The sequence below is a fragment of the Pseudomonas putida genome (genome assembly GCF_028682175.1).
GTDB lineage: Bacteria > Pseudomonadota > Gammaproteobacteria > Pseudomonadales > Pseudomonadaceae > Aquipseudomonas > Aquipseudomonas putida_AD.
The window spans coordinates 46,273-73,175 of record NZ_JANHKS010000004.1; the positions used below are offsets into that span (position 1 = coordinate 46,273).

Sequence of the window (26,903 nt, forward strand, 5' to 3'; positions counted from 1 at the left end):
CTGTTCAGTCCAGCAGGCTGATGGCGGTCGGGGCGTCGTCGCGGCTTTCGGCCAGCGATTCGAACTCGTTGATCGCGTTGATCTCGGTGCCCATGGCGATGTTGGTGACACGCTCAAGAATGACCTCAACCACAACCGGAACGCTGTACTGTTGCATCAGGCTCGCCGCCTCGGCGAAAGCCGCCTGGATGTGCGCTGGATCGCTGACACGAATCGCCTTGCAGCCCAGCCCTTCGGCGACGGCGATGTGGTCCACGCCGTAGCCTTCCAGCTCAGGGGCGTTGATGTTGTCGAACGCCAGTTGCACGCAGTAATCGATGTCGAAGTTGCGCTGCGCCTGACGGATCAGGCCCAGGTACGAGTTGTTCACCACCACGTGGATGTACGGCAGCTTGAACTGCGCGCCCACGGCCAGCTCTTCGATCATGAACTGGAAGTCATAGTCGCCGGACAGCGCGACAACCTTGCGGCTCGGGTCGGCCTTGGCCACGCCCAGTGCTGCCGGAATGGTCCAGCCCAGCGGGCCTGCCTGACCGCAGTTGATCCAGTGACGCGGCTTGTACACGTGCAGGAACTGCGCGCCGGCAATCTGCGACAGGCCGATGGTGCTGACGTAGCAGGTGTCCTTGCCGAAGAACTGGTTCATTTCCTCGTAGACGCGCTGCGGCTTGACCGGCACGTTGTCGTAGTGGGTCTTGCGCTGCATGGTGCGCTTGCGCTCCTGGCAACTGGCCAGCCACTGGCTGCGATCTTTAAGCTTGCCAGCGGTGTGCCACTCGCGGGCCACTTCGAGGAACATCGCCAGCGCCGCGCCTGCGTCGGAAACGATGCCCAGGTCTGGCGTCAGCACGCGACCGATCTGGGTCGGCTCGATGTCTACGTGGATGAACTTGCGGCCTTCGCTGTAGACCGAAACCGTACCGGTGTGACGGTTCGCCCAACGGTTGCCGATGCCCAGCACCATGTCCGACTCAAGCATGGTCGCGTTGCCGTAGCGGTGCGAAGTCTGCAAGCCCACCATGCCGGCCATTTGCGGGTGATCGTCCGGGATGGTGCCCCAGCCCATCAGGGTCGGGATGACCGGAATGCCAGTCAGTTCGGCGAATTCCACCAGCGCATCGGAAGCATCGGCGTTGATGATGCCGCCACCGGCAACGATCAGCGGACGCTCCGAGGCGTTGAGCATGGCCAAAGCCTTCTCGACCTGGTTGCGGCTGGCCTGCGGCTTGATGACCGGCAGCGGCTCGTAGGCGTCGATGTCGAATTCGATTTCGGCCATCTGCACGTCGAACGGCAGGTCGATCAGCACAGGGCCCGGACGACCGCTGCGCATCAACTGGAAAGCTTTCTGGAACACGTAAGGCACCTGGCCCGGTTCCATGACGGTGGTGGCCCATTTGGCAACAGGGGCTGCAATCGAAGCGATATCGACGGCCTGGAAGTCTTCCTTGTGCATGCGGGCGCGGGGTGCCTGCCCTGTGATGCAGAGGATGGGGATCGAGTCGGCGGAGGCGGAATAGAGGCCGGTAATCATGTCGGTGCCGGCAGGGCCGGAAGTCCCGATGCAGACGCCGATATTGCCGGCAATGGCGCGGGTGTAACCCTCGGCCATGTGCGAGGCGCCTTCGACGTGGCGGGCCAGCACGTGGTCGATGCCGCCGATTTTCTTGAATGCGGCGTACAGAGGGTTGATCGCAGCGCCGGGGATACCAAAGGCGGTATCGACCCCTTCGCGACGCATCACCAGAACGGCTGCTTCGATGGCTCTCATGATGGTCATTTTTGTTGTTCTCCTGAAACTCGGTAGTTTTTGTACACATCCAGACTGATTTGAATTGAAGTTTTTGTGAATGGCTGTTTTTATCGGTTCTATCGGTATCAGGAGTATCGAATGGACCGCTATACAGAAATTCGCAGCTACGTGCTGGTGGCCACGCGCGGCAGTTTTGCCGCAGCGGCACTGGTGGAGGGAGTGACCCCGGTCATCATGGGCCGGCGCCTGAGCGCGCTGGAGGAGCGGCTGGGGGTCAAGCTGATTCACCGCTCGACTCGCGGCCTGACCCTGACCGATGCCGGGGAGTCGTATCTGGAAAACGCCAAGGCTGTCTTGCAGTCTTTCGAAGAGCTAGACGCCAGCATCAGCGAGAACGAAAGCAGCGTGCGCGGGCATCTGGTGGTGTCTGCGCCGGCCGGCTTCGGCCGCCAGCACGTGGCGCCCCATGCGCCGGAATTCCAGGCGCGTTTCCCGGACCTGCAACTGTCGTTCAACCTCACCGACAACGTCGTCGATCTGGTGCGCGAGGGTTACGACATGAGCATTCGCATCGGCGAGGTGCTCGACCCCAACTACGTGGCCATCAAGCTGTTCGCCAACAAACGGGTGGTGTGTGGTTCACCGCAGTATTTTGCCGAGCGCGGCTATCCGCAGACCCTGGAAGACCTGGCCGAACACAACTGCCTGACGTTCAACCTGCAGGGCGGCCAGCACCGTGGATGGACGTTTCAGCGCGACGGCAAGCCGGTGGCGATCAAGGTGGCGGGCAACCTCTACTGCAACGATGGCGAGCTGCTGTATGACTGGGCCAAGCGCGGGCTGGGACTGTGTTGGCGCTCAACCTGGGAGATCCAGAACGAGATTGACAGCGGGGCGTTGATTACCGTGCTGGACGAGTTTGCCTTGCCCAGTTACGACATTCAGGGGGTGTACCCGCAGCAGCATTACCTGCCGGCGAAGGTGCGGTTTTTCATCGCGTTTCTGAAGGAGGTGTACAACCGGCCGGGGTACTGGAAGCAGGAGTAGGCCCCGGGCCGTTGTAGGAGCGCGCTTGCCCGCGACAGCGGTGTGTCATTCCCCACATGGGTGTTGGAAAAATCGCCGTCGCGGGCAAGCGCGCTCCTACAGGTCGTGTTAGATCAACTCCACCGACACCGGTGGCAAGCCACGGATCTCGCCCACCGCCAGGCCCGGCTCCTTGGTCAGGTACATGCCCGTGTACGATCCGGTGGTGATCACCAGTTCCGGCGACACGCTCTGGCCGTTCTGGGTGTGGTGATTGACCACCCACGGCAGCAGGCGGCGCGGGTCGCCGGCGGGGTTGGCGCCGTCGCCCGGCACGATGTCCTGGTCGGCGTAGGTGAAGGTCAGCGCCGGCTCCAGGAAAGGGAAGCTTTCGTCGTAGGGAATGAAATCCCCGACAATCAGCGCGCCATGGTTGAGCAGGTCACCCAGCGCCAGCAGCGGCTCGATTTTCGGCCAGGCGATGAAACGACTGCTGACCACCTCGATAGTCGCGCCCATCGAGCCAATGCTGCTCAACACTTCCTCGTCTGAATACGCCTCCTGGCGTGCCTCGAAGGTGCGGTTCAGGCGAAAGGCAATTTCCAGCTCCAGGATCGGCGAGGGGTAATCGACGCTTTCCAGTTGGCTGCCACTGGCAAACAGACCGTCTTCGGGCAACAGGGCGCCGTTGATAGGGCCGCCACTGGTGGATTTGGAGCCGACCTTCCAGCCACCGACCGTCGTCTCGCGCAGCTTCAGGATTTCCCGCTGCAAGGCATAGGCGCTGGCGCTGTCGGCTGGCACGTAATCGGGGCGAATCTCGGAGATTTTCTGACCTTGGCGCATGGCGTCGACGATCAGTTCGGCAATGTTCGCAGGTTGGGTCGGTAGATTCACGCGGACTTCCTTCAGGCAGTTGAATGGAGAGTGCTCCACGCTAGACCGGGGTATCTGCGCGAAGCCAGCATTCCTTACTCTAACCTCAAATGCCCGGCACAGCGCAGCCCTCATCTTGCCTCAAACGCTCAATGTCCCGGTCTGCGGGGCCTGCGGGCCATAAAAAAACCGCTGCGGGGCAGGCAGCGGTTTTTTATTTCAGCTTGTTGCTTGCGATTGGATCGCGGTGCAAGGCATCAGCCATTCTGACAGCCTTCACCCAAACGGGTGTATTCCAGATTGTGAGTCACGCCCTGGCTGTCGACGTAGATCATGTGCGATTCAACCGGGCCGCACTCGGTCGCGATGTTGCCAGCATTGGTGATGCTGATGACCTTGGCGATGTCCAGATGCTGGGAATAGTTGTACTCGACGGCAGGGGGAGTCGACTCAGGCGCTGCGTCAGCACTCGCGTTGGCCGAGGCGAGTGCGCTGAAGATCGACAGCGCGGCAAACAGTGCGTATTTCATCATTTCACTCCACAAAAGTTTCAAGCAAAACTGCCAGGTGTCTTGCTGTTAGGGGGCATCTTAGGAGCGTCGTTCCATTGATAAAAATGGTCGTTAATGATTAGCGCAATCACGATTAGTGATAAAAGCCGTTTGCTCGTTACTTTGAGGTTAATTGTTTCTTGCACAGTAATTGACTGTTGCAAAAATACGCCTCAATGGTCCAGTTTCGACCAGCGCCAGACCGGTTCAGCCGTTCTCGCAACTGTCGCCAAGCCGTGTGTATTCGAGCTTGTGAGTCACGCCCTTGCTGTCCACGTATTCCATCTGAGCCTTGAGCGGACCGCAGGCGTTGCCTGCATTGGCGCCATTGCTGATACGCACGACCTTGGCAATGTCCAGGTCCTGGGTGTAGTCGTACTGGCTGTTCTGGGCGGAGGCTGCGACGGTCGAACCGGCAGAATCATTGGCCGACGCCAACAGGCTGAACATCGACAGTGCGGCAAACAATGCGTATTTCATGACGAACTCCCAACTTACCGGTTAGAGCAAGCGGTCGAGGGCGGGGCTTGCTGATGGGAGAAGTTTAAGTAGGGCGGTCGTTGTCACAGAAATACTGTCTGTCGATAGGCGTCATCATTGGCGCTGATGTGCGGCGTTTAAACGTTCCGGGAGAGGACTGCGGCATTGGCCGTATTCCTGACTGGAATCCACTGCATGAAAAACATGAATTTTATTTATGGTGTGCAGCGTCTTACCGTAGGTGCATCCGAACCCGTGGAGCCACCATGACCGTCCAGCAGCCTGCCGCCCTAGAAGAGGCACGTACCGACAACCCCGCCGAAGAGCACTGGAAGCGCAACCTGCTGGTCTGTGTGCTGGGTTCGTTCACCACGATCATCGCCATGACCCTGCTGCTGCCATTTCTGCCGCTGTACGTCGAGCATCTCGGCGTGAGCGATCCTGCGGCCATCGTGCAATGGTCGGGTGTGGCCTTTGGTGCGACCTTTCTGTCGGCCGCACTCACCGCGCCACTGTGGGGCCGGCTGGGTGATCGCTACGGGCGCAAGCTGATGCTGATCCGTGCAAGCCTGGGGATGGCCATCGCCATGTCACTGATCGGCCTTGCGGAAAACATCTATCAACTGGTGGGTTTGCGTTTGCTCGCCGGTCTGCTGGGCGGCTATGCCTCCGGCGCCACGATCCTGGTGGCCACCCAGACACCCAAGGCGCGCTCGGGTTGGGCCCTTGGCATGCTGTCGTCGGGGATCATGGCCGGCAACCTCACCGGCCCCTTGATCGGCGGGCTGCTGCCGCCGCTGATCGGGATCCGCAACACGTTCTTCCTGGCCGGCGGGGTGATCTTCCTGACCTTCCTCGCGACGCTGTTTCTGATGAAAGAGGCGCCGCGTCCAAGACCTGTAGCCGGAGCCGCAAAGAAGGTCACGGTACGCGCCTGGGACGTGATCCCGGACAAGAGACCGGTGATCACCATGTTCGTGGTGGCGAGCCTCGTGATGTTCTCGATCATGTCCATCGAGCCGATCATCACGGTGTACCTGACGCAACTGCACACAAAAAACGTGACGCTGATGGCGGGGCTGGTGATGTCGGCCACGGCGCTGGCCAGCGTGTTGTCGGCCTCGCGTATCGGCAAACTGGCGGACCGCGTCGGCCACTGGAAGGTGGTCATGGGCTGCCTCACGGCCGCGGCCGTTCTGCTGGTGCCGCAGGCTTTCGCGACCAACGAATGGCAACTGGTGGTGCTGCGCTTTCTGATGGGCGTTGCGTTGGGTGGGCTGTTGCCGTGCATTGCCGCGATCATCCGGCATTCGGTGCCAGACATCGTGGCAGGGCGCATGCTTGGCTATTCCACTTCCAGCCAGTACGTCGGCCAGGTGCTGGGGCCGCTGACCGGCGGATACCTGGGTGGGCATTTCGGCATGCCGATCGTGTTCATCGTCACCTGCGTGCTGATGGCGGGCTGCGCGGTGGTGATGCTGGTCATGCGCCCGGTGACGATCAAGGCCTGACGCTCACAGCACATGGGCATGCCCGGCGGCGGACAGGCTGACAGCACTGCCCATGGCCGGGATGTCGATGCCGGGGTTGCGCACGTTCAGTGTTCGGTGGGGAATCTGCTCGCCATTGGCGCCGAGCCGGGGCGCAAGCTCCAGGGTGAGCACGCAGGTGCCACCGGCGAAATCGACGTCGGTGACGCAGCCGGCGGTGCCTTGGGCGTGCGCCTGGGTGGAGACGGTCAGTTGCTCAGGGCGCAGCAGAATCTGCGCCGCGCCCTGGCGACGGGGTTTGAGCACCGGGATCGACCCCAGCTCGCAGTTGGCGACATCGCCTTCAATCCACGCCGGCAGGATGATTGCCTCGCCGAGAAACACGGCAGTCTGTTCGTCGACCGGGTGACGATACAACTCCATCGGCGGGCCGGCCTGTACCAGTCTGCCCTGACGCATCACCGCCAGTTGATCGGCGAACGACAGCGCTTCGGCCTGGTCATGGGTGACCAGCACGGTGGTGATCCCGGCATCGGACAACAGCTTGCTGACGGTGCGACGCATGTTGCCGCGCAAGCCGGTGTCCAGCGCCGAAAAGGGCTCGTCCAGCAACATGATTGCCGGATTTTGCGCCAGCGCACGTGCCAGGGCGACCCGCTGTTGCTGGCCGCCGGACAACTCATGGGGCCAGCGCTGGCTCATCGAGGCCTCCAGCGACACCATCTCCATCAGCTCGGCGATACGTCGTTGCTTGCTGTCGCGATCGCCCGCCAGGCCGAAACCGATGTTGGCCGCCACCGACAAATGCGGGAACAGCGCGCCATCCTGCGGCACATAACCGATATTGCGTTGATGGGCCGCGACCTCCCGGGTGTCATCTACTAGCGGCTTGCCGTGCATGGCGATGCGCCCGCTGTCGGGAAACTCGAAGCCTGCAATCATGCGCAGCAAGGTGGTCTTGCCGGAGCCCGAAGGCCCGACAATGGCGGTGCGGCTGCCGGGGGCAATCAACAGGCTGACGTTGTCCAGGGCAACCACGTTGCCGAAGGTTTTGTGCAGGTTGTGCAATTCGAGAGCGTTCATCGGCCTGCCGTGCGTCTGGATTGATGATAGAGAAGGGCGGTGAGGGGCAGCGACAACAGCACCATGATCAGGGCATAGGGCGCTGCGGCGGCGTAGTCGATTTCGCTGGTCATGGCCCAGAAGCCGGTGGCCAGGGTTCGCGTGCCGCTGGGGGCCAGCAGCAGGGTGGCGGTCAGTTCATTGGTGATGGCCAGGAACACCAGTGCCGCGCCTGCTGCCGCACCCGGCGCGGCCAGGCGCAGGGTCACGTACCACAGGGCCTGGGCGGGAGAGCGGCCCAGGCTACGGGCGATGTTTTCCAGCTCCACCGGCGCCTGGGCAATACCGGCCCGCAAGCTGACCAGCGCGCGCGGCAAGAACATCAGCAAATAGGCCAGCAGTACGGTCATCGCAGTCTGATAAATGGGCCGTGCGACCTTGATGGTGACGGTTACCAGTGCCAGCGCGACGACGATACCGGGCAAGGAACTGGTGATGTAGTTGCAGCTTTCGAGCAAGCGGTTGAAGCGTCCCGGCGAGCGAATCGATAACCAGGCAACGGGAAACGCCGCTGCGGTGATCAGGATCGCACCGGTCGAGGCCAGCACCAGTGTCTGGCGCACGGCATCGAGCAACCCTTCCTGCTGCCAGACCTCGCTGCCGCCTGCGATCAGCCAGCGGGTCAGGGTCAGCAACGGCACGCCGAGGGCCAACAAGGTCACGCTCAAGGGCAATGTCAGGCAGATCAGCGCGGCAACGCGGCTCAGGCGCTGAATCTGCGGCTGCCGGGCGCTGCCCGAACCGACTCGGGCGTAACGTGCTTTGCCTCGCGCACCAGCTTCCAGGGTCAACAGCGCCAGGCACAGGAGGGCCAGCACGCCGGCCAGCATGTTCGCCGCAGGCCCGTTGAAAGACGACTGGAACTGATCGAAGATCGCCGTGGTGAAGGTGTCGTAGCGAATCATCGCGAACAGTCCGTACTCGGCGAGCAGGTGCAGGCCGATCAACAGCGAGCCGCCGCACAGGGCCAGTCGCAGTTGCGGCAGCACCACACGGAAAAACACCGCCACAGGCTTGAGCCCCAGGGATTGGCCAACGTCTTCGATGGCCGGATCCAGCCGGCGCAGGGTCGCGGCCACCGGCAAGTAAAGAAACGGGAAATACGCCAGCACCGACACCAGCACCGCTCCGGGCAAACCGTGCAGGGAGGGTACCAGGCTGACCCAGGCGTAGCTGTGAACGAACGCCGGAACGGCAATCGGCGCAGTGGCCAGCAGCGACCAGGCGCGACGCCCAGGCAGATCACTGCGCTCGGTGAGCCAGGCAAGCGCCACCGACAGCACGATGCACAGTGGCAACGAAATCAGCACCAGCAACAGGGTGTTGACCAGCAGTTCGGCGACCCGGGGACGAAACACCAACTGGACAATGCTGTCCCAGCCGCTGACGAAGGCGATATAAATGACGAACCCCAGGGGCAACAGCGCCAGCAGCGAAACCACCAGCGAGCTGCTGGTGATCCACGCCGCCATCCGCCGTCCGTGGCGTCTGCGCAAGGCCGCCGCAGGTGAAATCACGCCTGCGGTGGCTTTGTTTGCCAGGGTGGGCAAATGTTCCGATTGCACGGTTACAGCAGCCCTGCTTGAGTCATCAGGTCCACCACCTTCTTGCTGTCGAGCCTGGAGGCGTCAACGGCCGGGGCGTCCAGGTCAGCCAGTGGCACCAGCTTGGGGTTGGATGCCGCGCCCTGGCCCACCGCGTATTCAAACGACTTGCCATCCTTGAGCACGGCCTGGCCTTTGGCGCTGGTGATCCACGCGATCAACTTCTGGGCCTCCTCCTGATGCTTGCTGGAAGCCAGCACGCCGCCGCCGGAGATGCTCACGAACGCGCCCGGATCCTTGTGCTTGAAGTAGTGCAGGGCGGTGTTCTTGCTGTTTTCACCGGTCTTGGCCTGATCGACGAAGCTGTAATAGTGGAAGATCACGCCACTTTCGATCTGCCCGGCGTTCACCGCCTTGAGCACTGCGCTGTTACCGCGATAGGCAGTGAAGTTGGCTTTCATGCCCTTGAGCCAGTCCAGCGTGGCCGCTTCGCCCTTGAGCGCAAGCACGCCGCCGACGATGGCCTGGAAGTCGGCACCGGCAGGCGATGCAGCCCAGCGGCCTTTCCATTCAGGGCTTGCCAGATCGAGCATCGACTTAGGCAGTTTGTCTTCGGAGAGTTTTTCCTTGTTGTAGACGAACACCGTCGAGCGCGCGGCGATGCCTACCCAATTGCCATGGGCCGGGCGGTAAGGCGCGGCCACTTGGGACAGCGTGGCCGGTGCGATTGGCGCAAACAGGCCTGCGTTGTCGACCAGCACCATCGACGGCGAGTTCTCGGTCAGGAACACATCGGCCGGCGACGCCTTGCCTTCCTGGACGATCTGGTTGGCCATTTCACTGTCGTCGCCATTGCGCAACGTGACCTTGATGCCCGTGTCCTTGGTGAAGCCTTCGACCCAGGCCTTGGTCAGGCCTTCATGTTGGGCGTTGTACACGACGATACCGTCATCGGCATATGCGCTGGCGCAGGACCAGGCCAGCGCGGCTGCCAGAGAGACTTTGATGAACGAGGGGGTGTGCCGAGTCATTGTTATGCTTCCCGAAGAAGTGTGGGAGTCGTGAAACCGGCGCCTGAAGCGGCGGTGCAGTGAGTGTAGGCCTCATTCCCTCAATGCGAATCATTAGCGCATGGGAGGGAGTGGCAAATTAGGGTTGCCGGCGAGAAAAATTCGTTAAAACGGCGTGTACAGGGCGTTAATCCACCGCCTGAAACACGCCGTGTAACGAATCAGGCAGTCAGTTCCCGGCGTTCCAGCTCAGGAGCTGCTGCTTGAAGCCATGACTGGCCGCCTGATAGTAGGCAATGGCGCGCAGGATCAGCGGGTCGTCGATCTGCACGTGACGCTCGATGCTCTGGCCCTTGGCGTCGTCATGGCGACGCAAGCCGGCGCGAGGGCTGAGGATGGCCATGTCCTTGCCGTCGAACAGGCCCAGATGCTGGTAGTTGCCGACCAGCACGCGGGGCGCCAGGCCGTCTTCGCGGAACAGATCGCGTCCGTAGAAGGTCGAGGTGTAGTCCAGGTTCAGCAGCCCCAGCAGGGTGGGCGCCAGGTCGATCTGGCTGGCCAGTTGCGACATTTCGCCGGCCTTCAACAGCTCCGGGGCGTAGATGAACAGCGGGATGTGATAGTTGGCGATGGGCAGGTCTTCCTTGCCCGCGCTGCCGGCGGTGTGGTCGGCGACGAAGACGAACAGGGTGTTGCTGAACCAGGGTTTGTTGCGCGCCTGGGCCAGGAACTCGCCGATGGCCCAGTCGGTGTACTTCACCGCCCCGTCGCGCCCATTGCCCGAAGCGATGTCGATGCGACCGTCAGGGAAGGTGTAGGGGCGATGGTTGGAGGTGGTCAGCAATTGCAGGAAGAACGGCTGGTTTTTGGCGAAGTCTTCATCGGCCACATTCAGTGCCTGACGATAGAGGTCTTCGTCGGCCATGCCCCAGGCGTTCTTGAACGAGATCTGCGACTCTTCCACGCTGCTCTGGTCCACAACCCGATAGCCGTTGCCGGAAAAGAACGCATTCATGTTGTCGAAGTAGCCGCGCCCGCCGTAGACGAAGACGGCGTCATAGCCTTTGGCAGTCAGTTGCTGGCCCAGGCTGGCATAGCCGCTCTCGCGACCGGTGCGTTTGACGATGGAGCGCCCCGGAGTGGGCGGGATCGACAGGGTAATGGCTTCCAGGCCGCGGTCGGTACGGGTGCCCGTGGCGTAGAAGTTGTTGAAGTACAGGCTCTGCTTGCGCAGTGCGTCCAGGTTGGGCGTGAGGTTGCGCGCGTCCCCGTTGCTGCCCATGTACTTGGCGCTGAAGCTTTCCAGGGTCACCAGCACGATGTTCGGCGTGCGTGGCGTGCCCGGGTTGTCGATGGCCCGGCGATTGTCCAGAGGGTCTTGCCCCACGAACGAAACGTCCGCGCTCTGCAGCTCGCTGCGCAATTGATTGCCTGCCTGGGTGGCGGGAAGCGTGCCATAGAATTGCGCGTAATCCAGTTCATTGTTACGAAATGCAGCGAAGAACTGATAAGGACCGTTGCTCGCCAGTTCGCGCTGGTAAGCATTGCCGCCCTGACCCCGGGGCGTGTCCTGATTGACGGCCAACCCGCACACCCCGGCCAGTGCCAGGGCACCCAGCCCCATCGCAAGTTTGATGCGTGCGGCAGGCATCGGCGCCTGTGCTGCCCGGCGAACATAGCGCGCCAGCAGCAGGCTCAAGCCAATGGCGATAACCGCCAGGGCGCTGAGCAATTTGCCAATGGGATACGACTCGAGAATGTTGTTCAGCACTTCGTCCGAGTAGACCAGGTAGTCCACGGCGATGAAGTTGAAGCGCACACCGAACTCGTCCCAGAACAACCATTCGGCCACCGCCGTGAACAGCATGACGAACAGGCTGAAGCAGGTCAGGCCCTGCAACATCCAGCGATGCAGCCTGGTCTTCCAGAGCCTGGCAGGGCAGAGCAGCAGGTACAGCGCCAGTGGCAACAGCGCGTAGGCCAGAAACGCCAGGTCGTAGAGCAAACCAGTGGCGAAGGTGCCCAGGGTCGCACCGCCGGCATCATCCATGTGGGTGAGCCACAGCACGCATCGGGTGATCAGGAAGATTGTCAGCCAGACGCTGGCAAGCAACGTGAGAAAACGCACGGGCGCGAAACGAAAGAAATGCATCGAACGGTCCTTGTTATTGGGAAGTCCCTTGATTCATCGAGGGTTGGGCCTGGAACAACAACCCGGGGCCTGCATGCTGTCGAGCATCCATCGGGCTCCGATTCGTGAATGAAGCGCCGGGTCAAGAGCGGCGGATAGTGCCATTCATTCGAGTACGGCGGCATGCGCTGAAACATCCGGAATTGATTACCAGGGCAGCCTTCCTCAAACGGTCACAATCCGCAGAAACCGGGGCGTGGCAGCCAATCAGGCAAAGATGAAAAATCAGTCAAAGAGCCGTGAAAAAAGTGTTTTATATATCACTCGATTCGGCATGAATGTGTTCCGGGGCCGCTGTTTCATCTTCCGATCCAGCAATTAACAAAACCATGACATACCGCCCTTGATAATGGCGCCTCGTTATAAGGACACGAAGTCGGCATTGGGTATGTGCGCACACTGATGGATATCAAACACAGCTTGAAACAGCGGATTGTCATCGTTTTTGCGTTGATGAGCGCATTGGTGGCCGGGGTATTCGCCGTCGGGATCATCGCCACCGTGCATGTGGTGGGCAACCGGCTCACGATGATCAGCATGGGCGGCAACCTGCATCGGCAACTGACCTCGGACCGCATCGAAGACTGGCGTCACCGCCCCGAGAAGGACGAGTTGTTCTACGCCGACGATGGCCTGGATGAAGTGGCCATGAGCGATGACCTCAAGGGCCTGCAGCCGGGATTCCAGACCTTCGAGCGCGGCAAGAAATCCTATTACGCCCTGGTCGAGCAGGTCGGTGAACGCCGCTATGTGCTGCTGCGTGACCAGCGTAAATCCGCCAAGCGCGAGCGCATCCTGCTGGGGATCGTGCTGGTGGGGTTCATTCTCAGCGTGTTGCTGGCCATCCTGCTGGGCCGTCTGCTGGCTTCGCGGGTGATGGCGCCGGTGTCTCGCCTTGCGGGGCAGGTGCGCCATCGCGATCAGGTGCTCGAGCGCGCCCCCGTGCTCGCCAACGATTACGCCCAGGATGAGGTCGGTGCGCTGGCCCGTTCCTTCGACGATACCCTGGGGCGCCTGCGGGCGGCGCTGGGGCGAGAAAAGCTGTTCACCAGTGATGTCAGTCATGAACTGCGCACGCCGCTGATGGTGCTCGCCACCTCCTGTGAACTGCTGATGGAATACCCGCGGCTGGACGAGCGTTCGCGCACCCAGGTGCAACGCATCAGCAAGGCGACGGCGGGTATGAATCAGTTGGTTCAGACGTTCCTGCTGCTGGCGCGCACCGAGGGCAAGAACGCCCCGCAGGGCCAGCAAGCGACGCTGTCGCAGATCGCCGAAGAGTTGATCGAAACCTGGCGCCAGCCTATCGAAGAGAAGGGTCTGCACTTCGTCTATCACGGCTGTGAAGCGGGGGACGAGACGCTGTACAACGCGCCGCTGTTGCGTTCGGTGATGGGCAATCTGCTGCGCAACGCCTGGCACTACACCGATCACGGCGCGATCAGCCTGACCCTCAACGCCAACGGTTTTCAGGTCGAAGACAGCGGCATCGGCATTCCGCTGGAGAAGCAGGAGGCGATGTTCCAGCCTTTCGTGCGGGGTGACGAGCAGCGCGGGGAGGGGTTGGGCCTGGGCTTGTCGCTGGTTCAGCGCATCTGCGCCAACCAGCGATGGACCGTGACACTGACCAGCCGTGAGCCGGCAGGCTGCTGCTTTACGGTTGTGCTTGAGGCACCGGGCACGCTGCCCGTTTGAAGGCGGAACTGGCAGTGTCCGCAGGTGACGGCTGGATCGCCGGATCCAGCCGCCTGCGGCCATAAAAGGCCATGGCCGTCAGGAACATCGAGAACCAGACGATGATGCCTGCCCAGAACGTGTGCGACATGAAGTGCCAGCCCTGCAGGACCCGTGTGGTGCCATAGACCATGCCCAGCGCCAGGGAAAACGCCAGCAACTTGCGGGCGTGGCGCCAGCGATAACGACGGGCCACGAAAAACAGCGCCATCATGGTGAATCCGCCTGACGCATGTCCGCCCGGCCAGCAGCGGCCTTTGCCGGCGTCGTGCAGCAGGTTGAAGTTCTCGAACCATTCCTTTTTCTGCTCGGTGCCGCCATACAGCGTGGTTTCCACCGGGCAATAGATGCTGGTGTGGCTCTTGAAATAGTGAATGGCGCCCGTCGTGATGGAGAACGCGAACACCACGAACAGCAGATCCCGACGATGGCGGCTCAAGAAGCGCAACACGGGCCCGATCCGGGTTTTCTCAAGCCAGGCCAGCAGCCTCGGGTGTTTCTCGGCCTTGAGCAGCGGCCAGATAAACGACAGCACCGCGCCGACAACCGCCGCTTCGCCGGTCCAGTTGGGGATGATCCGCGCCCATTTGTGGGTTATGGTTTCGAACAGCTTGCTGTGCTGCAACGGGAAGGCGTGAGTGGTGGTATTGTACATCCAGTCACTGAGAATCACGTCAAGGCCCGTCAGGTCGAAACTGACAAACAGGAGCAAGGCCAGCAGCAGCGGGGCGCCGGCGTGGTTGAGATAGAAACGGGTTTTGCTGTCAGACACGGTTGGGTCGTCCGTCGGGTGGTTGAAAGATGGATTCATGGGCGTCGGGCCAGGACCTTGCCCCAGTCCTGCGCTTCGACATAGCCCAGCACTCGAGTGCTGTGGTCGCCCGGGTTGACCTCGACCACCAGCGACGAGCCGTACTCGGCAGACCAGGGTGAGCTCACCTTGAGTGACTTCTGCAGCTCGGTGATGCATTCGCTGTGCGTCACCAGTACCAGGTTGCGGTGATCGAGCTTGTGCTTGAGCACGTCATCGAGCATCGAGCGGCGGCAGTTGATCAGCCAGTCCTGGGCCTGGGTCTTCTGACTGAAGGCGTAGCGGGAGGTCTGTTCGGTGCGTTGCAGCGGGCTGTTGAAGATATCGACCTGGCCCAGGCCCAACTGGCGCAAGGACTGCCCGACCCGTTCTGCCATTGCGCGCCCCTTGACCGTGATGCCGTCGGGCTCGTCAAGGCAGCGGTTGCTGGAGCGATCGCAGCGCTCGACATGGCGCATCAGCACCACCAGATTGCCCTGATCCCAGAGCGAATAGAAATCTGCCTTGAGGGCGTGGTGGGCCTCCGCAAGGTCAGTCACCGGGGCCGGACGCACGGCAAAGACTGTCGCGCCAACCAGTAACAGGCTCCCCAGTACCAGGGCCAGCAGTCGCACGGTTTTTTTTCGCGCGTAATAGCGCGCTGTCAGCATGTTCAGCGTGTGACTGAAATATGAATTCATGATCGGTCCGTCTGGGTTTTATAAACGATTCGCACTGACACTGTTTCAGTACGCGCGACGCAAAGTGTGCTGTGGTCGAACAAGACAGGCACTAACAGAATTGTGAGCGCAGGTTATAGAGCCAAGAGTCAAGACGGGGTGAAGTGCATGTGAAAAACGCTTTCACATTTGCCGCATCGCCCGCGCAGGCCCTGATCTGCAAGGGGCAACGCGGTCCAGGGGCGGCTTCAAGCTTTTCTGGGTCGGCATGTTACGGGCAGCGAATATGAATGTTTAAATATTCAACGGACTGTGCAGGATATTTTCACGAAAGTTTTACATTGTCATCGGATGCAATAATTAATAAGTTGAAGAAGGTGTAATGCAATTGATTCAACTTTATTATGCCGACTCTTCAAAACGTTGTAGTAATCATCATGCCACCATCCGCTTCATTATCCGTTTCAACGGGCTTGCCCCGGTTCGGCGCCAGAACCCCGTCTACTATGCTGTCATTCATTGAACACCCTGCGTGCCGCCGAACCGCCAAGAGGATCCTGCGTTGACATCGATCGTTTCCGAGTTTTTATCGGGTGTCACCCCCGCGCAGGCCCGGCGTCAGGCATGGAGTGCCGGTGGCCTGGCCTTTGTGCTGTTCATTGCCGCCAGCTGGCATCTGACCATCATTGGTTTCGATTCCCGGTTCGTGATGTTTGCCCAGGAAATGCTGCGCCACGGCCCTGGCTTTTTTCCCACCACCTATGGCGAGCCTTACCCTGACTATTCGGCATTCTCGACCTGGCTGATCTACCTGGCTTCACTGCCCGTGGGGCAAGTCACCAGTTTTACCGCCTGGTTGCCCACGTGCATTGCCAGCGCCGTCATGGTCGGCCTGATGTACCGGCTGCTCGCACCTTATTCCCGGCGCTGGGCGTGGCTGAGTATCGCGGCGTTGTTGTTGAGCAACACCTTCATCAGCGAAACCCGCGCCGTGTCCCTGGACCAGATGCTGGCGACCGTCGCTTTCGCGGCGTTCTACCTGGCCTATGCCAGGGACCACTTCGGCTCGTCCCGGCGGCTGTGGCTGTTGGTCGTCCTGCTGGTGTTGGGATTTGCCATCCGCGGGCCGATCGGCCTGGTGGTACCTACCGGAGTGGTGTGCAGCTACTACCTGCTGAGCCGGCAATACCAGCGGATGTGGCTGTCCGGTGTGGCCGCGCTGGTGCTGTTGGGGGTGTGCATGCTGGCGCTGTTGCTGATGGCGCGCGTCGAGGGCGGACAGGCGCTGGTGGCCGAGGTGATCCGCATGCAGATCACTGGCCGCATGGACGGCAGTGAAGGTGCAAGCCCCATGCTGTGGTACTTCAGCAGCTCACTGGGCAACTATGCACTGGCGTACCCGCTGGCGCTGCTGGTGCTGGTAACCGTCGCGATCACCGCCAGGGCCGAACGCAGTTCCGCCCAGCAATTGTTATGGCTGTGCGCCTTCGCCGCCCTGACGGTGATGGTCGGGCTGTCGATTCCCGAAGCCAAGAAATCGCGCTACATCCTGTCCATGGCACCCATGGCGGCGATCATCGCCGGCTACCCGTTCCAGATGCGTATCGGCCGCCAGTTCTGGTGGCTGCGCGGCATGACCCTGACCCTTTACTGCTTCATCCCGGGGGCGCTGATGGCAGGGCTGCTGGCGGTACGCCCCAGGTTTCCCGAAGCCCTGGGCGATATCGGCCCGGTGCTGGTGGTGCTGGGCATGCTGCAACTGATCGCATTGCCGCTGCTGATGCGTCCGCGCTTGCGGCTCTACGGCTTGCCGGCCTGCGCGGTGCTGGCGGTATGGATCTGCTACATCGGGGTCTACGAGAAGGTCCAGCGCAACCTGTACGACACCCATCGTTTCACTGAGGCGGTGCGTGCAGTGACCCAAGGGGACAACGCGCCTCTGGTGCTGCATTCGATGGGCAAGGATGCCAAGGCCATCAAGTTCATGGTCAACGTCGATCAGGACCTGCTACCGGTGTTCACCGAAACGCCCGAGCAGCTCAACGCCGTGCAGGGGCCGGCCAACGTGGTGATGAGCAACAGTGACTTCCAGCGCCTGCAAGGCACGCGGTTTGCCGGGCTGCCGGTGTCCCTGACCGGGCGGTTCGACAAGGAAGACTACGTGTTGCTGCGGGTGCAAGGGCAATGAAAAAAGCGCGGCCTGACAGAATCAGGCCGCGCTTTAGGGGAGGGTCAGGTCACACAGCCGGGTGGTTGGCCAGCAACTCGTAGGGCGCCCATTGCTGCTGCGGGATCGGCAGGTTGCAGGAATCCCCGCGACCGATCGGGAAATACTGGAAGCCGCGCTTGGCCATGCGCTCGGTGTCATACATGTTGCGGCCGTCGAAGATCACCGGCGCTTTGAGACGCTGGGCGATCAGGTCGAAGTCCGGCGCCTTGAACTGCTGCCATTCGGTGCAGACGATCAGCGCATCGGCGCCCAGCAGCACGGATTCAGGCGTGCCCATCAGGATCAGGTTCGGCTGCTCTGCGTACAGGCGCTGGGTTTCCTGCATCGCTTCGGGGTCGAATGCGCGTACCGTTGCCCCTGCGGCCCATAGTGCTTCCATCAGCACGCGGCTGGGTGCATCGCGCATGTCATCGGTGTTGGGTTTGAATGCCAGGCCCCACAGGGCGAAGGTCTTGCCCTTGAGTTCGCCCTTGAAGAACGCATTGACCCGGTCGAACAGCTTGTGTTTCTGCCGCTCGTTGATGTCTTCCACCACGTTGAGCAGGTCGTTCGAGCAGCCGGCTTCGCGGGCACTGTGGATCAGCGCGCGAATGTCCTTGCCGAAGCACGAGCCGCCATAGCCGCAGCCTGGGTAGATGAAGTCATAGCCGATGCGCGAATCGGCACCGATACCCAGGCGCACGGACTCCACGTCCGCCCCCAGGTGCTCGGCGAGCTCGGCGATCTGGTTGATGAAGCTGATCTTGGTCGCCAGCATGCAGTTGGCCGCGTACTTGGTCAGCTCGGCGCTGCGCAGGTCCATGAACATCATGCGGTCGTGGTTGCGGTTGAAAGGCGCATAGAGTTCGCGCATCACCGGGAACACATCAGGGTTGCCGCAGCCGATGACGATGCGGTCCGGGCGCCGGCAGTCCTTGACCGCCGAGCCTTCCTTGAGGAATTCGGGGTTGGAGACGATATCGAATTTCAGCAGCCGGGCCGACTGGCGCAACTGCTGCTCGATGTGGGCACGCAGGGCGTCGCCGCTGCCGACTGGCACGGTGGATTTCTCGACGATGATGACCGGGGCCTCGCGATGCCGGGCAATGGCTTCACCCACCGCGAAGAAGCCGCGCAGGTCTGCCGAGCCATCGGCTTGGGAAGGGGTGCCGACAGCGATGAACAACACCTCGCCGTGCACCACCGCACGGCGTTCGTCGGTGGTGAAGTGCAGCCGCCCGGCTTCCAGATTCTCCCGCACCAGGTTTTCGAGACCCGGCTCATAGATGGTCACGTGGCCTTTGCCCAGTTGCTCGACCTTGGCCGGATCGATGTCCATGCACACCACGTCATGACCGACTTCCGCCAGCACGGTGGCCTGCACCAGACCCACATACCCACTACCGAAGACGCTGATTTTCATCGGGAAAACTCCTTGTCGCTGTGAGCGATATTGCTGTGGCTACGCCGGTAATTGATCGTCACCACACCGAGCACGATCAGGGTGACGCCCACCGTTCTTGCAGGGGTGAGCGATTCGTTGAAAACAGGCAGGAACGCTGCGGCCAGGTACACCAGCGCGTAGCTGATGCTGAGCAGCGAGTAGGCCCGGCTGAGCGGCAGATCCCTCAGGGCGCCGAGCCAGCAGAGCATCGACAGGCCATAGGCGACGATGGCCGCCATGACCACGCCCAGGGCCTGGGTGTCGACGCTGCCGCTCTGTATCGCAGCGAGCCATTGCGCCGGTTGCGGCAGCCTGAGCATGCTCCAGCGCATGCCCAGTTGTGCCGCGCTGACCAGCGCCACGCTGCCGGCGGCCAGGGCAAGGCCTCTGCCCAGACTCATGACTGTTGCCCCAGCAGCATCACGCCCGCCAGGATCATGGCCACGCCCATCCAGTGACGCCGGTCAACGACCTCGTCGAACAGGTAACGGCCAATCAGGGTGATGAGCACGAAGTTGAGCGCCAGCATCGGATAGGCGATGCCCACTTCCAGGCGCTGCAGCACCAGCAGCCACAGGAGCATGCCGGCGCCGAGCAGGGCGATCGCCAGCCACAGCCAGTGGGTGCGCAGCATCAGCGCAACTCCGGGAAACTGGCCCTGCCATTGCTCGACCGCCAGTTTCTGGGCGATCTGGCCCAGGCAGGTCAGCAGGCTGGCGCACAGCAGGAGGGCGAACGTCATGACGGCGTCCTGTCGAAGATCAGCAACGTCAGGTTGCCTTCCTCGTAACGTTTGCCGTCCGCAGGCAACAGGCTGAACTCGTGGGCGTTGTCGGCTTCGTCGCCGCGCATCAGTACCGCCACCGATCCCTCGCGGCGCGCCTGGGTCATCCAGGCCTGAACCTGATTCCAGTCCACCGCACGGGTGCTGGCCTGCGGGTAGTTGAGCCCGTACTTGAGTTCGCCCTGGGTGTCGTAGAGCACGATGTCTTTGCGCTTGAGGCGCCAGGACAGCGCGGCCGCGGCGCCCAGATCGTTGCTCAGCAACTGGTTGGCCGAGGTCAGTTCATCGATGTGGCGCACCACGAACTGGTCCGGCGTCTTGTTGAACACCACACTGTCGGGCAGGGCGATGGGAATCAGCACGATGCCCAGCCACGCACCTGCCGCAGGCAGGGCCCAGAAGCGCAGGGGTTTCAGGCCTTGCAGGGCATTGGCCAGAATCCAGCCCACCAGGATCAGCACCGCCAGCGTCAGGTGCAGCGGTTGCTGATCGTAGAGATCCTGGCGATGCTGCACGACCAGCAGTGCCACCAGCGCGACAACACCGACCACCGCGTTGAGTACGCCGTTGGTGCGCAACGTCCCGCTGCGGGCCTGGCGCAGGCGCTCGACCAGCACGTGGCCCATCATCAAGGCCAGCGGGATCATGCACGGCATGATGTAGGTCGGCAGCTTGCCCCGGCTCATGCTCAGGAACGCCAGCGGCAGCGCCAGCCACAGCAGCAGGAAGCCGGTTTGCGGCATGCGCCGTTCCTGCCAGGCCTGTTTCAGGGTGCCGGGCAGCAACACGGCCCACGGCGCGCTGGACGCGAACAGCAACGGCAGGTAGAACCACCACGGCCGCGAATGCTGGGCGTCATCGCCGGCAAAGCGGCGGATGTGTTCATGCCAGAAGAAGAAACGCCAGTAATCGGGCTCCCGCGCGTGGACTGCCAGTACCCAGGGCAGGCAGACAATGGCCGCTACCAGGATCGCCAGCGGGCCGAATGTCAGCAATTCGCGCAGGCGACGCTGCCAGACCATGTAGGGCAGGGCGACGATCACCGGCAGTGCCCAGGCCAGGAACCCCTTGGTCATGAAGCCCATGCCGCAGGCCAGGCCCAGCAACGCCCAGCTCAACAGGCGCTGCCTGCCGACACTGTGGGTGGCGTACCAGAATGCGACAAGGGACAGCGTGACCCAGAACATGAACTGCGGGTCGAGGTTGGCGTAGCCTGCCTGCCCGGCGATCAGCATGTAGCTCATGAACAGCAGAGCGCTGGTGAAGCTCTTGCGTGGGTCGCTCCAGAGCTTCTGCGCGAACAGGTACACCAGCAGCACGGTCAGGCCGCTGGCCAGCGCCGAGGCGATCCGTACGCCAAACAGGTTCTCGCCGAAAATGGCCTGGCCAACGGCAATCAGCCAGTAACCGGCAGCGGGTTTTTCGAAATAGCGCAAGCCCATGAAATGCGGCGCGACCCAGTTGCCGCTGTGGAGCATTTCCTGGCTGATCTGCGCGTAGCGGGTTTCATCGGGAATCCACAGGCCGTGGGTGCCCAGCGGCAGGAGGTAGGCCAGCACGAACGCGGCCACCAGCCACAGGATGGATTGATGGCGGCTCATGGTTGCTGCACTCCCAGCCAGCCTTCGCGCCCGGCAAGCGCGCCGCGCACCAGATGCCCTTGGGAGATGGACTGCAGGCTTGGCGGCAGGAGTTCGCCCAGGGGCTGGAACTCGACGCCCTTGAGACTGGCCTGGCTCAGCAACTGGCGGAACTGACCGGCCATGACGATGCCTTCGACCTCGGCATGGACGGTGTAGACGTTGAGGTGATCGGGCTTGAACTGATCGAGCAGGTAATCGTTGAACGCTTCTGGGGCGACCCTGGGGCCCACCACTTCATCGAAGGTGGGCAGATCCACCGGAATCTGTGGCGTGCCGGGTCGGCCGTCCGCGAGCACCGGGCGGAACAGGCTGTGGCCCCGGCAATCGCTGTTGTAGCGAAAGCCGAAGGACTGCTTGGCCTGCACCACCTGTTCATCCGCGCGCCAGCCAGCCGCTGCCGAGCAGGTGACCGGCGTGCCGAGGATGTCATTCAGGCAATCCACGCCACGGGCGATCTGGGCGGTGAGTTGCGTGGGCGTCCAGTGCCCGGCGTTGGCCTGCCAGCCGTGATGGTCCCAGGCATGCAGGCCAACCTCGTGCCCGGCCTCCTGGGCACGCCGCATCAAGGGCCCAAGGTCGCGGCCGATCGGTTTGCCCGGCCAGGCGGTGCCGGCCAGCAGGATGTCCCAGCCGTAGAGGCTTGCGGCCTTCGAGCGCAGCATCTTGTAGAGAAACTGCGGGCGAGCGAGGCGCCAGAGATGGCGCCCCATGTTGTCAGGGCCGACGCTGAAGAAGAACGTGGCCTTGATCCGCGCCTCGTCCAGCAGGTCGAGCAACCGCGGCACACCGTCACGGGTGCCGCGATAGGTGTCGACGTCGATGCGCAATCCGGCCCGCATCAGTTCGCTTCCGCCTTCTCGGCCATGGCTTCGCGCAGGAAGAAGTCCAGGGTCTTGCCGATGGTTTCACTGAGTTCGATGGTCGGCTGCCAGTCGATCAGGCGCCGTGCGTTGTCGATGCTCGGTTTGCGGTGGCTGACGTCCTGATAGCCCTTGCCGTAGAACGACTGGCTCTCCACTTCGCGGAATCCTGCGAACGGCGGGAAGTTATCACGCAGCGGATGCGCCTCGAACTGACGCAGCAGTTCTTCGCCCAACTGGCGGATGCTGGCTTCGTTGTCCGGGTTGCCGATGTTGACGATCTGCCCGTTACACAGGCCGTCGCGGTTCTCGATGATCCGCGCCAGCGCCTCGATGCCGTCGACCACGTCAGTGAAGCAACGCTTCTGTGCGCCACCATCGACCAGGCGAATCGGCGTGCCTTCCACCAGGTGCAGGATCAACTGGGTAATGGCGCGGGAGCTGCCGATGCGCGCCGAATCCAGGCGGTCCAGCCGCGGCCCCATCCAGTTGAAGGGGCGGAACAGGGTGAACTGCAGGCCTTTCTGGCCGTAAGCCCAGATCACCCGGTCGAGCAGTTGCTTGGACACCGAGTAGATCCAGCGTTGCTTGTTGATCGGGCCGACGACCAGGTTGGAGGTGTCCTCGTCGAAATGACTGTCCTGGCACATGCCGTAGACTTCCGACGTGGAAGGGAAGATCACCCGCTTGTTGTACTTCACGCAGTAGCGAACGATCTTCAGGTTCTCTTCGAAATCCAGTTCGAACACCCGCAGCGGGTTGCGCGTGTATTCGATAGGCGTGGCGATGGCCACCAGCGGCAGGACCACGTCGCACTTCTTGATGTGGTACTCGATCCACTCGGTGTGGATGCTGATGTCGCCTTCGATGAAGTTGAAATTGGGATGGCTGCGCAGGCGCTCGATGGCGTCGCTGCCGATGTCCATGCCGAAGATTTCGTAGCGGTCGTCGCGCAGCAGGCGCTCGGACAGGTGGTTGCCGATGAAGCCGTTGACGCCCAGGATCAGCACCCGCGTGCGGCGCACCGACTTGCGCTTCTCGCTGCCCAGCAAACGCGATCCATCCACCAGGCCGAATTCCCGGGCCAGTTGCGGGCCGCTCAGGTACAGGCCTTCGCTGCCTCGTTGCCCGGCGGTGATCAGCAGGGAGTCTTCACCGCAGGCAATGCGCAACGGATCGCAGCTGATGACCGTGCCCGGTGCCTGGCCGTCGTTGCCAGCCTGCACCTTGGCGCTCCAGACCACCAGCTTGTGCTCACCCACCGGGCAGAAGGCGCCGGGGTAAGGCTGGGTGACGGCGCGCACCAGGTTGTAAAGGGCAGAGGCGGGCTGCTGCCAGTCGATCAGGCCATCGGCGGCGGTGCGACGGCCGAAGTAACTGGCCTTGGATTCGTCCTGCTCAACGCCGGGCAATTGCCCCTTGCCCAGCAACGGCAGGGTTTCGGACAGCAGGTCGGCGGCACCGGCGCGCAGTTTGCCGTGCAGGGTCAGCGCGGTGTCGGTGGCGCTGATCGCGATGCGCTGCTGGGCAACGATGGCACCCGCATCCGGGCGTTTGACCATGCGGTGCAGGGTGACGCCGGTTTCGGTTTCGCCATTGACCAGCACCCAGTTGGCCGGTGCGCGGCCACGATAGCGGGGCAGCAGCGAGCCGTGCAGGTTGAAACCACCCTGTTTGGCACAGGCCAGCAGCGGCTCGCCCAGCAGGTGGCGGTAATAGAACGAGAAGATGAAGTCAGGGGCCAGCTTGCCGATCCGCTCGATCCACAGCGGATGATTGGGATCCTCGGGGGCATGCACGGGGATGTCATGTTGGGCGCACAGTTGCGCGACGGAAGCGAAAAAGGTCTTTTCGGCAGGGTCATCGGCGTGAGTGAAGACCGCCGAGATCTCGTAACCGGCTTTGAGCAGGGCTTCGATACCGACGCAACCGATATCGTGGTAGGCAAAAACTACGGCTTTGAGGCTCATGGTGCGACCTTATTCAAAATAGGAGCGGGGGAATCGACGGTGGTGGCGACGGCAGCCGGTTGACTGCGCACGACTTTTTCGATGAAGAACCGTGGGCGGGCGCGCACGTCGCTGTACATGCGGCCCAGGTATTCACCGAGCAGGCCCATGCCGATGAACTGGCCGCCGGTGAACACGAACAGCACCGCAAACAGGACAAAGGTGCCGTGGCCGGCCCATGAAGCACCGAACATCAGGCGCAACACGATCAGCAGCGTGGCGAACGCGATGCCCAGAAAGGCCATGCTGAAACCGATGATGCTCAACAGCCGCAGGGGCGTGGTGGTCATGCAGGTGACCAGGTCGAACATCAGATTGATCAGTTTCATGGCGCTGTACTTGGATTCCCCGTGCTCGCGCTCAGCATGTGTCACCAATACTTCCGTTGTGTGACGAGCGAAGCTGTTGGCGAGAATAGGGATGAACGTGCTGCGCTCGCTGCAGGCGAGCATGGCGTCGACGATGCTGCGTCGATAGGCGCGCAACATGCAGCCGTAGTCGGTCATGGCAACACCGGTGGAGCGCTGCACGGCCAGGTTGATCAGCTTTGAGGGCCAGCGACGCAGGGCCGAGTCCTGGCGGTTGCCGCGCACCGTGCCGACCACGTCGTAGCCTTGTTCGGCGACCTTGACCAGCCGCGGGATCTCTTCGGGCGGGTTTTGCAGGTCGGCATCCAGGGTGATGACCAGATCGCCCTTGCACTGACCGAAGCCGGCCATGATCGCAGCGTGCTGGCCGTAGTTGCGGTTGAGGATCACCGCGACCACCGGGCTGCCCGGGCGCTGGCTTGCTTCAAGCAGCAGGTCGGCGGAGTCGTCGCGGCTGCCGTCGTCCACCAGGATGATTTCGCAGGGCTGGGTGACCTGTGCGCAGGCCGCTTCGGTGCGGCGCAGCAGTTCGGGAAGGCTTTGCGCTTCGTTGTAGACCGGAATGACGATCGACACGAGCTGGATGGGATAAGGTTTCACGAGCGGGCTTCCACAATCGATTCAATGGCACTGACCACGCGGTCGACATCGGCGAGGGTCATGTCCGGGAACAGGGGAATGGAGCACAGCCGCGACGAGTTCCACTCGGTGTCGGGCAGGTGCACATCGGAAAAGCGCTGGCGGTAGTAGCTGTGCAGGTGGGTGGCGATGAAATGGATGCCGCTGCCGATGTTCTGCGCCTGCAGGGCTTTCATGAAGCCGTCGCGGTCAATGCCGCAGCGCGCAGCGTCGATGCGCAGGATGAACAGGTGCCAGGCGTGCTGCTGGACGTAGCGCGGTTGCGCCAGCGGCAGCACCGGGCTGCCCGTCAGGCGCTCCAGGTAGCGGTTGGCAAGCTCGGCTCGGCGTGCGTTGATCGCCGAAAGGCGTTCCAGTTGCACCCGCGCGACGGCGGCGTTGATGTCGGCCAGGTTGTACTTGAAACCGGGCTCGATCACTTCCGCCTGGGGCTTGCGGCCGTGGGTCAGGCGGTCATAGGCGTCCACGCCCAGGCCGTGAAATTTCAGCCGGCGCACCCGGTCGGCCAGTTGCTCGTCGTCGCTGGTGAACATCGCGCCTTCGGCGCAGCTCATGTTCTTGATCGCATGAAAGGAAAAGATCGCCGTGCCGGCGCTGCCTACCGGGCGGCCCTTGTAGCGGGTGCCTGCTGCGTGGGCGGCGTCTTCGATCACGGCGATGCCATGCTTGCGCGCCACGGCGTAGATCGGGTCGAGATCCAGGGCCGCGCCTGCGTAGTGCACCGGTACGATGGCCTTGGTGCGTGGCGTGATGGCCTGCTCGATGCGCGCGGCGTCGGTCATGAGCGTGTCGCGGTCGACGTCGACGAACACCGGCGTGGCGCCCAGCAGGCAGATCATGTTGGCGGTCGAGACCCAGGTCTGCGAAGGCGTGATGACCTCATCGCCCGGGCCAATCCCCAGGGCGAGCAGGGTGATGTGCATGGCGCCGGTGGCCGAAGACAGCGCCACCGCGTGCTTCGCGCCACAGTGCTCGGCGAACTCCTGCTCCAGGCGCTGACATTCGGGGCCGGTGGTGATCCAGCCTGAACGCAAGACCCGGGTTGCCGCCGCGACTTCCTCGTCGCCCATGCTGGGGCGGGAAAAAGGAAGAAAATCCAGACTCATGTAAATCCTCCGCCAGTTCTTCAAAATCAGCGCGCACGAAGACCGCGTGCGCCACTGTGATCAGGGTGCTCGTTATAGGTATGAGGCGGGCGCAATGAAGGCCCAGGCAATAGAACTGTGAATAGTGACCGCTCCATGGATTACTGCTGTTACATCCGTGTCGAGGATTAGGCTGATCCCGAACTGTGGTTAAGACGATAGAAGGTTATTTATGAAAATTCCGTTTAGTGGGCGTTGGTTTTTCATCCAGAATCCATTTTTTTGCGAAGTATTTCTCAACTGTGCCGAGTGAAATGGAAAAGTCATAAAAACAGGCTATTCTTTTACGCCGCTTTTCTTGAGGGCACGGTTTATCTGGCCTGCAAGCTTTCAGGGCGCGGTTTCGAAAGGGCGTTGGAATGCGCTCGGGCCTCTTTCGGTTATGCGATTGAGCCTACGCCGATGAAGCTGAACGAAAACTGAAAATGCGTCGAAATAACAAAGCCGTTACAGAGAGGATCGCAAAGTAATACAGATGAGCGGAGTGTATCGCTTGGCCTCACACTACTTGTTACGGTGCAACATAAAGTTGAAAAGTTGCCGGCTGGCGTTAGG

At 62.0% G+C, this 26,903-nt stretch carries 22 protein-coding genes; 4 read left to right on the forward strand and 18 right to left on the reverse strand.

Translation table 11 applies throughout. From position 1 onward, the window contains the following. Positions 1-4: 4 nt before the first annotated feature. Positions 5-1,780, reverse strand: coding sequence for a glyoxylate carboligase (gene gcl / locus NPS29_RS04375; RefSeq protein WP_274130946.1), 1,776 nt, complete (start codon positions 1,778-1,780; stop codon positions 5-7). 111 nt (positions 1,781-1,891) lie between these two features. On the opposite strand from gcl, the gene NPS29_RS04380 reads away from it, so the two are divergent. Then, entirely contained in the window at positions 1,892-2,800 is a 909-nt protein-coding gene (locus tag NPS29_RS04380; protein WP_274130947.1) for a LysR family transcriptional regulator, read from the forward strand. A gap of 108 nt (positions 2,801-2,908) precedes the next feature. Here the strand turns inward: NPS29_RS04380 and NPS29_RS04385 are convergent, their stop codons facing one another. The 3 genes from NPS29_RS04385 to NPS29_RS04395 form a co-directional block, all read right to left on the reverse strand. Next, on the reverse strand, positions 2,909-3,676 hold the full coding sequence (locus NPS29_RS04385) for a 2-keto-4-pentenoate hydratase (protein WP_274130948.1): 768 nt from the start codon (positions 3,674-3,676) through the stop codon (positions 2,909-2,911). A gap of 236 nt (positions 3,677-3,912) precedes the next feature. Continuing rightward, the gene (locus NPS29_RS04390; RefSeq protein ID WP_274130949.1) at positions 3,913-4,185 is read right to left on the reverse strand and encodes a DUF2790 domain-containing protein; all 273 of its coding nucleotides are present in this window, start codon (positions 4,183-4,185) and stop codon (positions 3,913-3,915) included. Between the two features lie 228 nt (positions 4,186-4,413). Then, the gene (locus NPS29_RS04395; protein ID WP_274130950.1) at positions 4,414-4,686 is read right to left on the reverse strand and encodes a DUF2790 domain-containing protein; all 273 of its coding nucleotides are present in this window, start codon (positions 4,684-4,686) and stop codon (positions 4,414-4,416) included. 266 nt (positions 4,687-4,952) lie between these two features. Here NPS29_RS04395 and NPS29_RS04400 point away from each other — a divergent pair, with 266 nt between their 5' ends. After that, positions 4,953-6,197, forward strand: a complete 1,245-nt coding sequence (locus tag NPS29_RS04400; protein WP_274130951.1) for an MFS transporter — start codon at positions 4,953-4,955, stop codon at positions 6,195-6,197. Between the two features lie 3 nt (positions 6,198-6,200). Here the strand turns inward: NPS29_RS04400 and NPS29_RS04405 are convergent, their stop codons facing one another. The 4 genes from NPS29_RS04405 to NPS29_RS04420 all read right to left on the reverse strand — a co-directional run bounded on the left by NPS29_RS04405 (position 6,201) and on the right by NPS29_RS04420 (position 12,004). Beyond that, positions 6,201-7,259, reverse strand: a complete 1,059-nt coding sequence (locus tag NPS29_RS04405) for an ABC transporter ATP-binding protein (protein ID WP_274130952.1) — start codon at positions 7,257-7,259, stop codon at positions 6,201-6,203. After that, on the reverse strand, positions 7,256-8,770 hold the full coding sequence (locus NPS29_RS04410; protein WP_274131143.1) for an ABC transporter permease: 1,515 nt from the start codon (positions 8,768-8,770) through the stop codon (positions 7,256-7,258). Before NPS29_RS04410 ends, NPS29_RS04405 begins: the two co-directional genes overlap by 4 nt. 95 nt (positions 8,771-8,865) lie before the next feature. After that, on the reverse strand, positions 8,866-9,873 hold the full coding sequence (locus NPS29_RS04415) for an iron ABC transporter substrate-binding protein (RefSeq protein WP_274130953.1): 1,008 nt from the start codon (positions 9,871-9,873) through the stop codon (positions 8,866-8,868). 208 nt (positions 9,874-10,081) lie between these two features. After that, the gene (locus NPS29_RS04420) at positions 10,082-12,004 is read right to left on the reverse strand and encodes an LTA synthase family protein (RefSeq protein WP_274130954.1); all 1,923 of its coding nucleotides are present in this window, start codon (positions 12,002-12,004) and stop codon (positions 10,082-10,084) included. A gap of 441 nt (positions 12,005-12,445) precedes the next feature. Between NPS29_RS04420 and NPS29_RS04425 the strand changes: the two genes are divergently transcribed. Beyond that, positions 12,446-13,738: a sensor histidine kinase gene (locus NPS29_RS04425; RefSeq protein WP_274130955.1), complete on the forward strand. Its 1,293-nt coding sequence runs from the start codon at positions 12,446-12,448 to the stop codon at positions 13,736-13,738. On the opposite strand, the gene NPS29_RS04430 is transcribed toward NPS29_RS04425, so the two are convergent. Both NPS29_RS04430 and NPS29_RS04435 read right to left on the reverse strand, forming a co-directional pair. After that, a complete protein-coding gene (locus NPS29_RS04430) occupies positions 13,698-14,588 on the reverse strand; it encodes a phosphatase PAP2 family protein (protein WP_425312440.1) in 891 nt (296 codons plus the stop codon). The genes NPS29_RS04425 and NPS29_RS04430 overlap by 41 nt on opposite strands. Beyond that, positions 14,585-15,268: a histidine phosphatase family protein gene (locus NPS29_RS04435; protein WP_274130957.1), complete on the reverse strand. Its 684-nt coding sequence runs from the start codon at positions 15,266-15,268 to the stop codon at positions 14,585-14,587. The genes NPS29_RS04430 and NPS29_RS04435 overlap by 4 nt, the downstream gene beginning before the upstream one ends. A gap of 541 nt (positions 15,269-15,809) precedes the next feature. Between NPS29_RS04435 and NPS29_RS04440 the strand changes: the two genes are divergently transcribed. Then, the gene (locus NPS29_RS04440) at positions 15,810-17,435 is read left to right on the forward strand and encodes an ArnT family glycosyltransferase (protein ID WP_425312441.1); all 1,626 of its coding nucleotides are present in this window, start codon (positions 15,810-15,812) and stop codon (positions 17,433-17,435) included. A gap of 49 nt (positions 17,436-17,484) precedes the next feature. Here NPS29_RS04440 and NPS29_RS04445 read toward each other — a convergent pair whose 3' ends face one another. From NPS29_RS04445 to arnB, 8 genes are read right to left on the reverse strand one after another with little or no spacing between them, the layout of a single operon-like run. Then, positions 17,485-18,879, reverse strand: coding sequence for a UDP-glucose dehydrogenase family protein (locus NPS29_RS04445; RefSeq protein ID WP_274130958.1), 1,395 nt, complete (start codon positions 18,877-18,879; stop codon positions 17,485-17,487). Continuing rightward, the gene (arnF, locus tag NPS29_RS04450; protein ID WP_274130959.1) at positions 18,876-19,301 is read right to left on the reverse strand and encodes a 4-amino-4-deoxy-L-arabinose-phosphoundecaprenol flippase subunit ArnF; all 426 of its coding nucleotides are present in this window, start codon (positions 19,299-19,301) and stop codon (positions 18,876-18,878) included. Before arnF ends, NPS29_RS04445 begins: the two co-directional genes overlap by 4 nt. Then, the gene (gene arnE / locus NPS29_RS04455; RefSeq protein WP_274130960.1) at positions 19,298-19,642 is read right to left on the reverse strand and encodes a 4-amino-4-deoxy-L-arabinose-phosphoundecaprenol flippase subunit ArnE; all 345 of its coding nucleotides are present in this window, start codon (positions 19,640-19,642) and stop codon (positions 19,298-19,300) included. Before arnE ends, arnF begins: the two co-directional genes overlap by 4 nt. Continuing rightward, a complete protein-coding gene (gene arnT, locus NPS29_RS04460) occupies positions 19,639-21,285 on the reverse strand; it encodes a lipid IV(A) 4-amino-4-deoxy-L-arabinosyltransferase (protein WP_274130961.1) in 1,647 nt (548 codons plus the stop codon). Before arnT ends, arnE begins: the two co-directional genes overlap by 4 nt. After that, positions 21,282-22,166, reverse strand: coding sequence for a 4-deoxy-4-formamido-L-arabinose-phosphoundecaprenol deformylase (gene arnD, locus NPS29_RS04465; protein ID WP_274130962.1), 885 nt, complete (start codon positions 22,164-22,166; stop codon positions 21,282-21,284). Before arnD ends, arnT begins: the two co-directional genes overlap by 4 nt. After that, entirely contained in the window at positions 22,166-24,157 is a 1,992-nt protein-coding gene (gene arnA, locus NPS29_RS04470; protein WP_274130963.1) for a bifunctional UDP-4-amino-4-deoxy-L-arabinose formyltransferase/UDP-glucuronic acid oxidase ArnA, read from the reverse strand. The genes arnD and arnA overlap by 1 nt, the downstream gene beginning before the upstream one ends. After that, positions 24,154-25,164: an undecaprenyl-phosphate 4-deoxy-4-formamido-L-arabinose transferase gene (arnC, locus tag NPS29_RS04475; RefSeq protein ID WP_274130964.1), complete on the reverse strand. Its 1,011-nt coding sequence runs from the start codon at positions 25,162-25,164 to the stop codon at positions 24,154-24,156. Before arnC ends, arnA begins: the two co-directional genes overlap by 4 nt. Further along, a complete protein-coding gene (gene arnB, locus NPS29_RS04480; protein ID WP_274130965.1) occupies positions 25,161-26,309 on the reverse strand; it encodes a UDP-4-amino-4-deoxy-L-arabinose aminotransferase in 1,149 nt (382 codons plus the stop codon). The genes arnC and arnB overlap by 4 nt, the downstream gene beginning before the upstream one ends. Positions 26,310-26,903 lie beyond the last annotated feature (594 nt).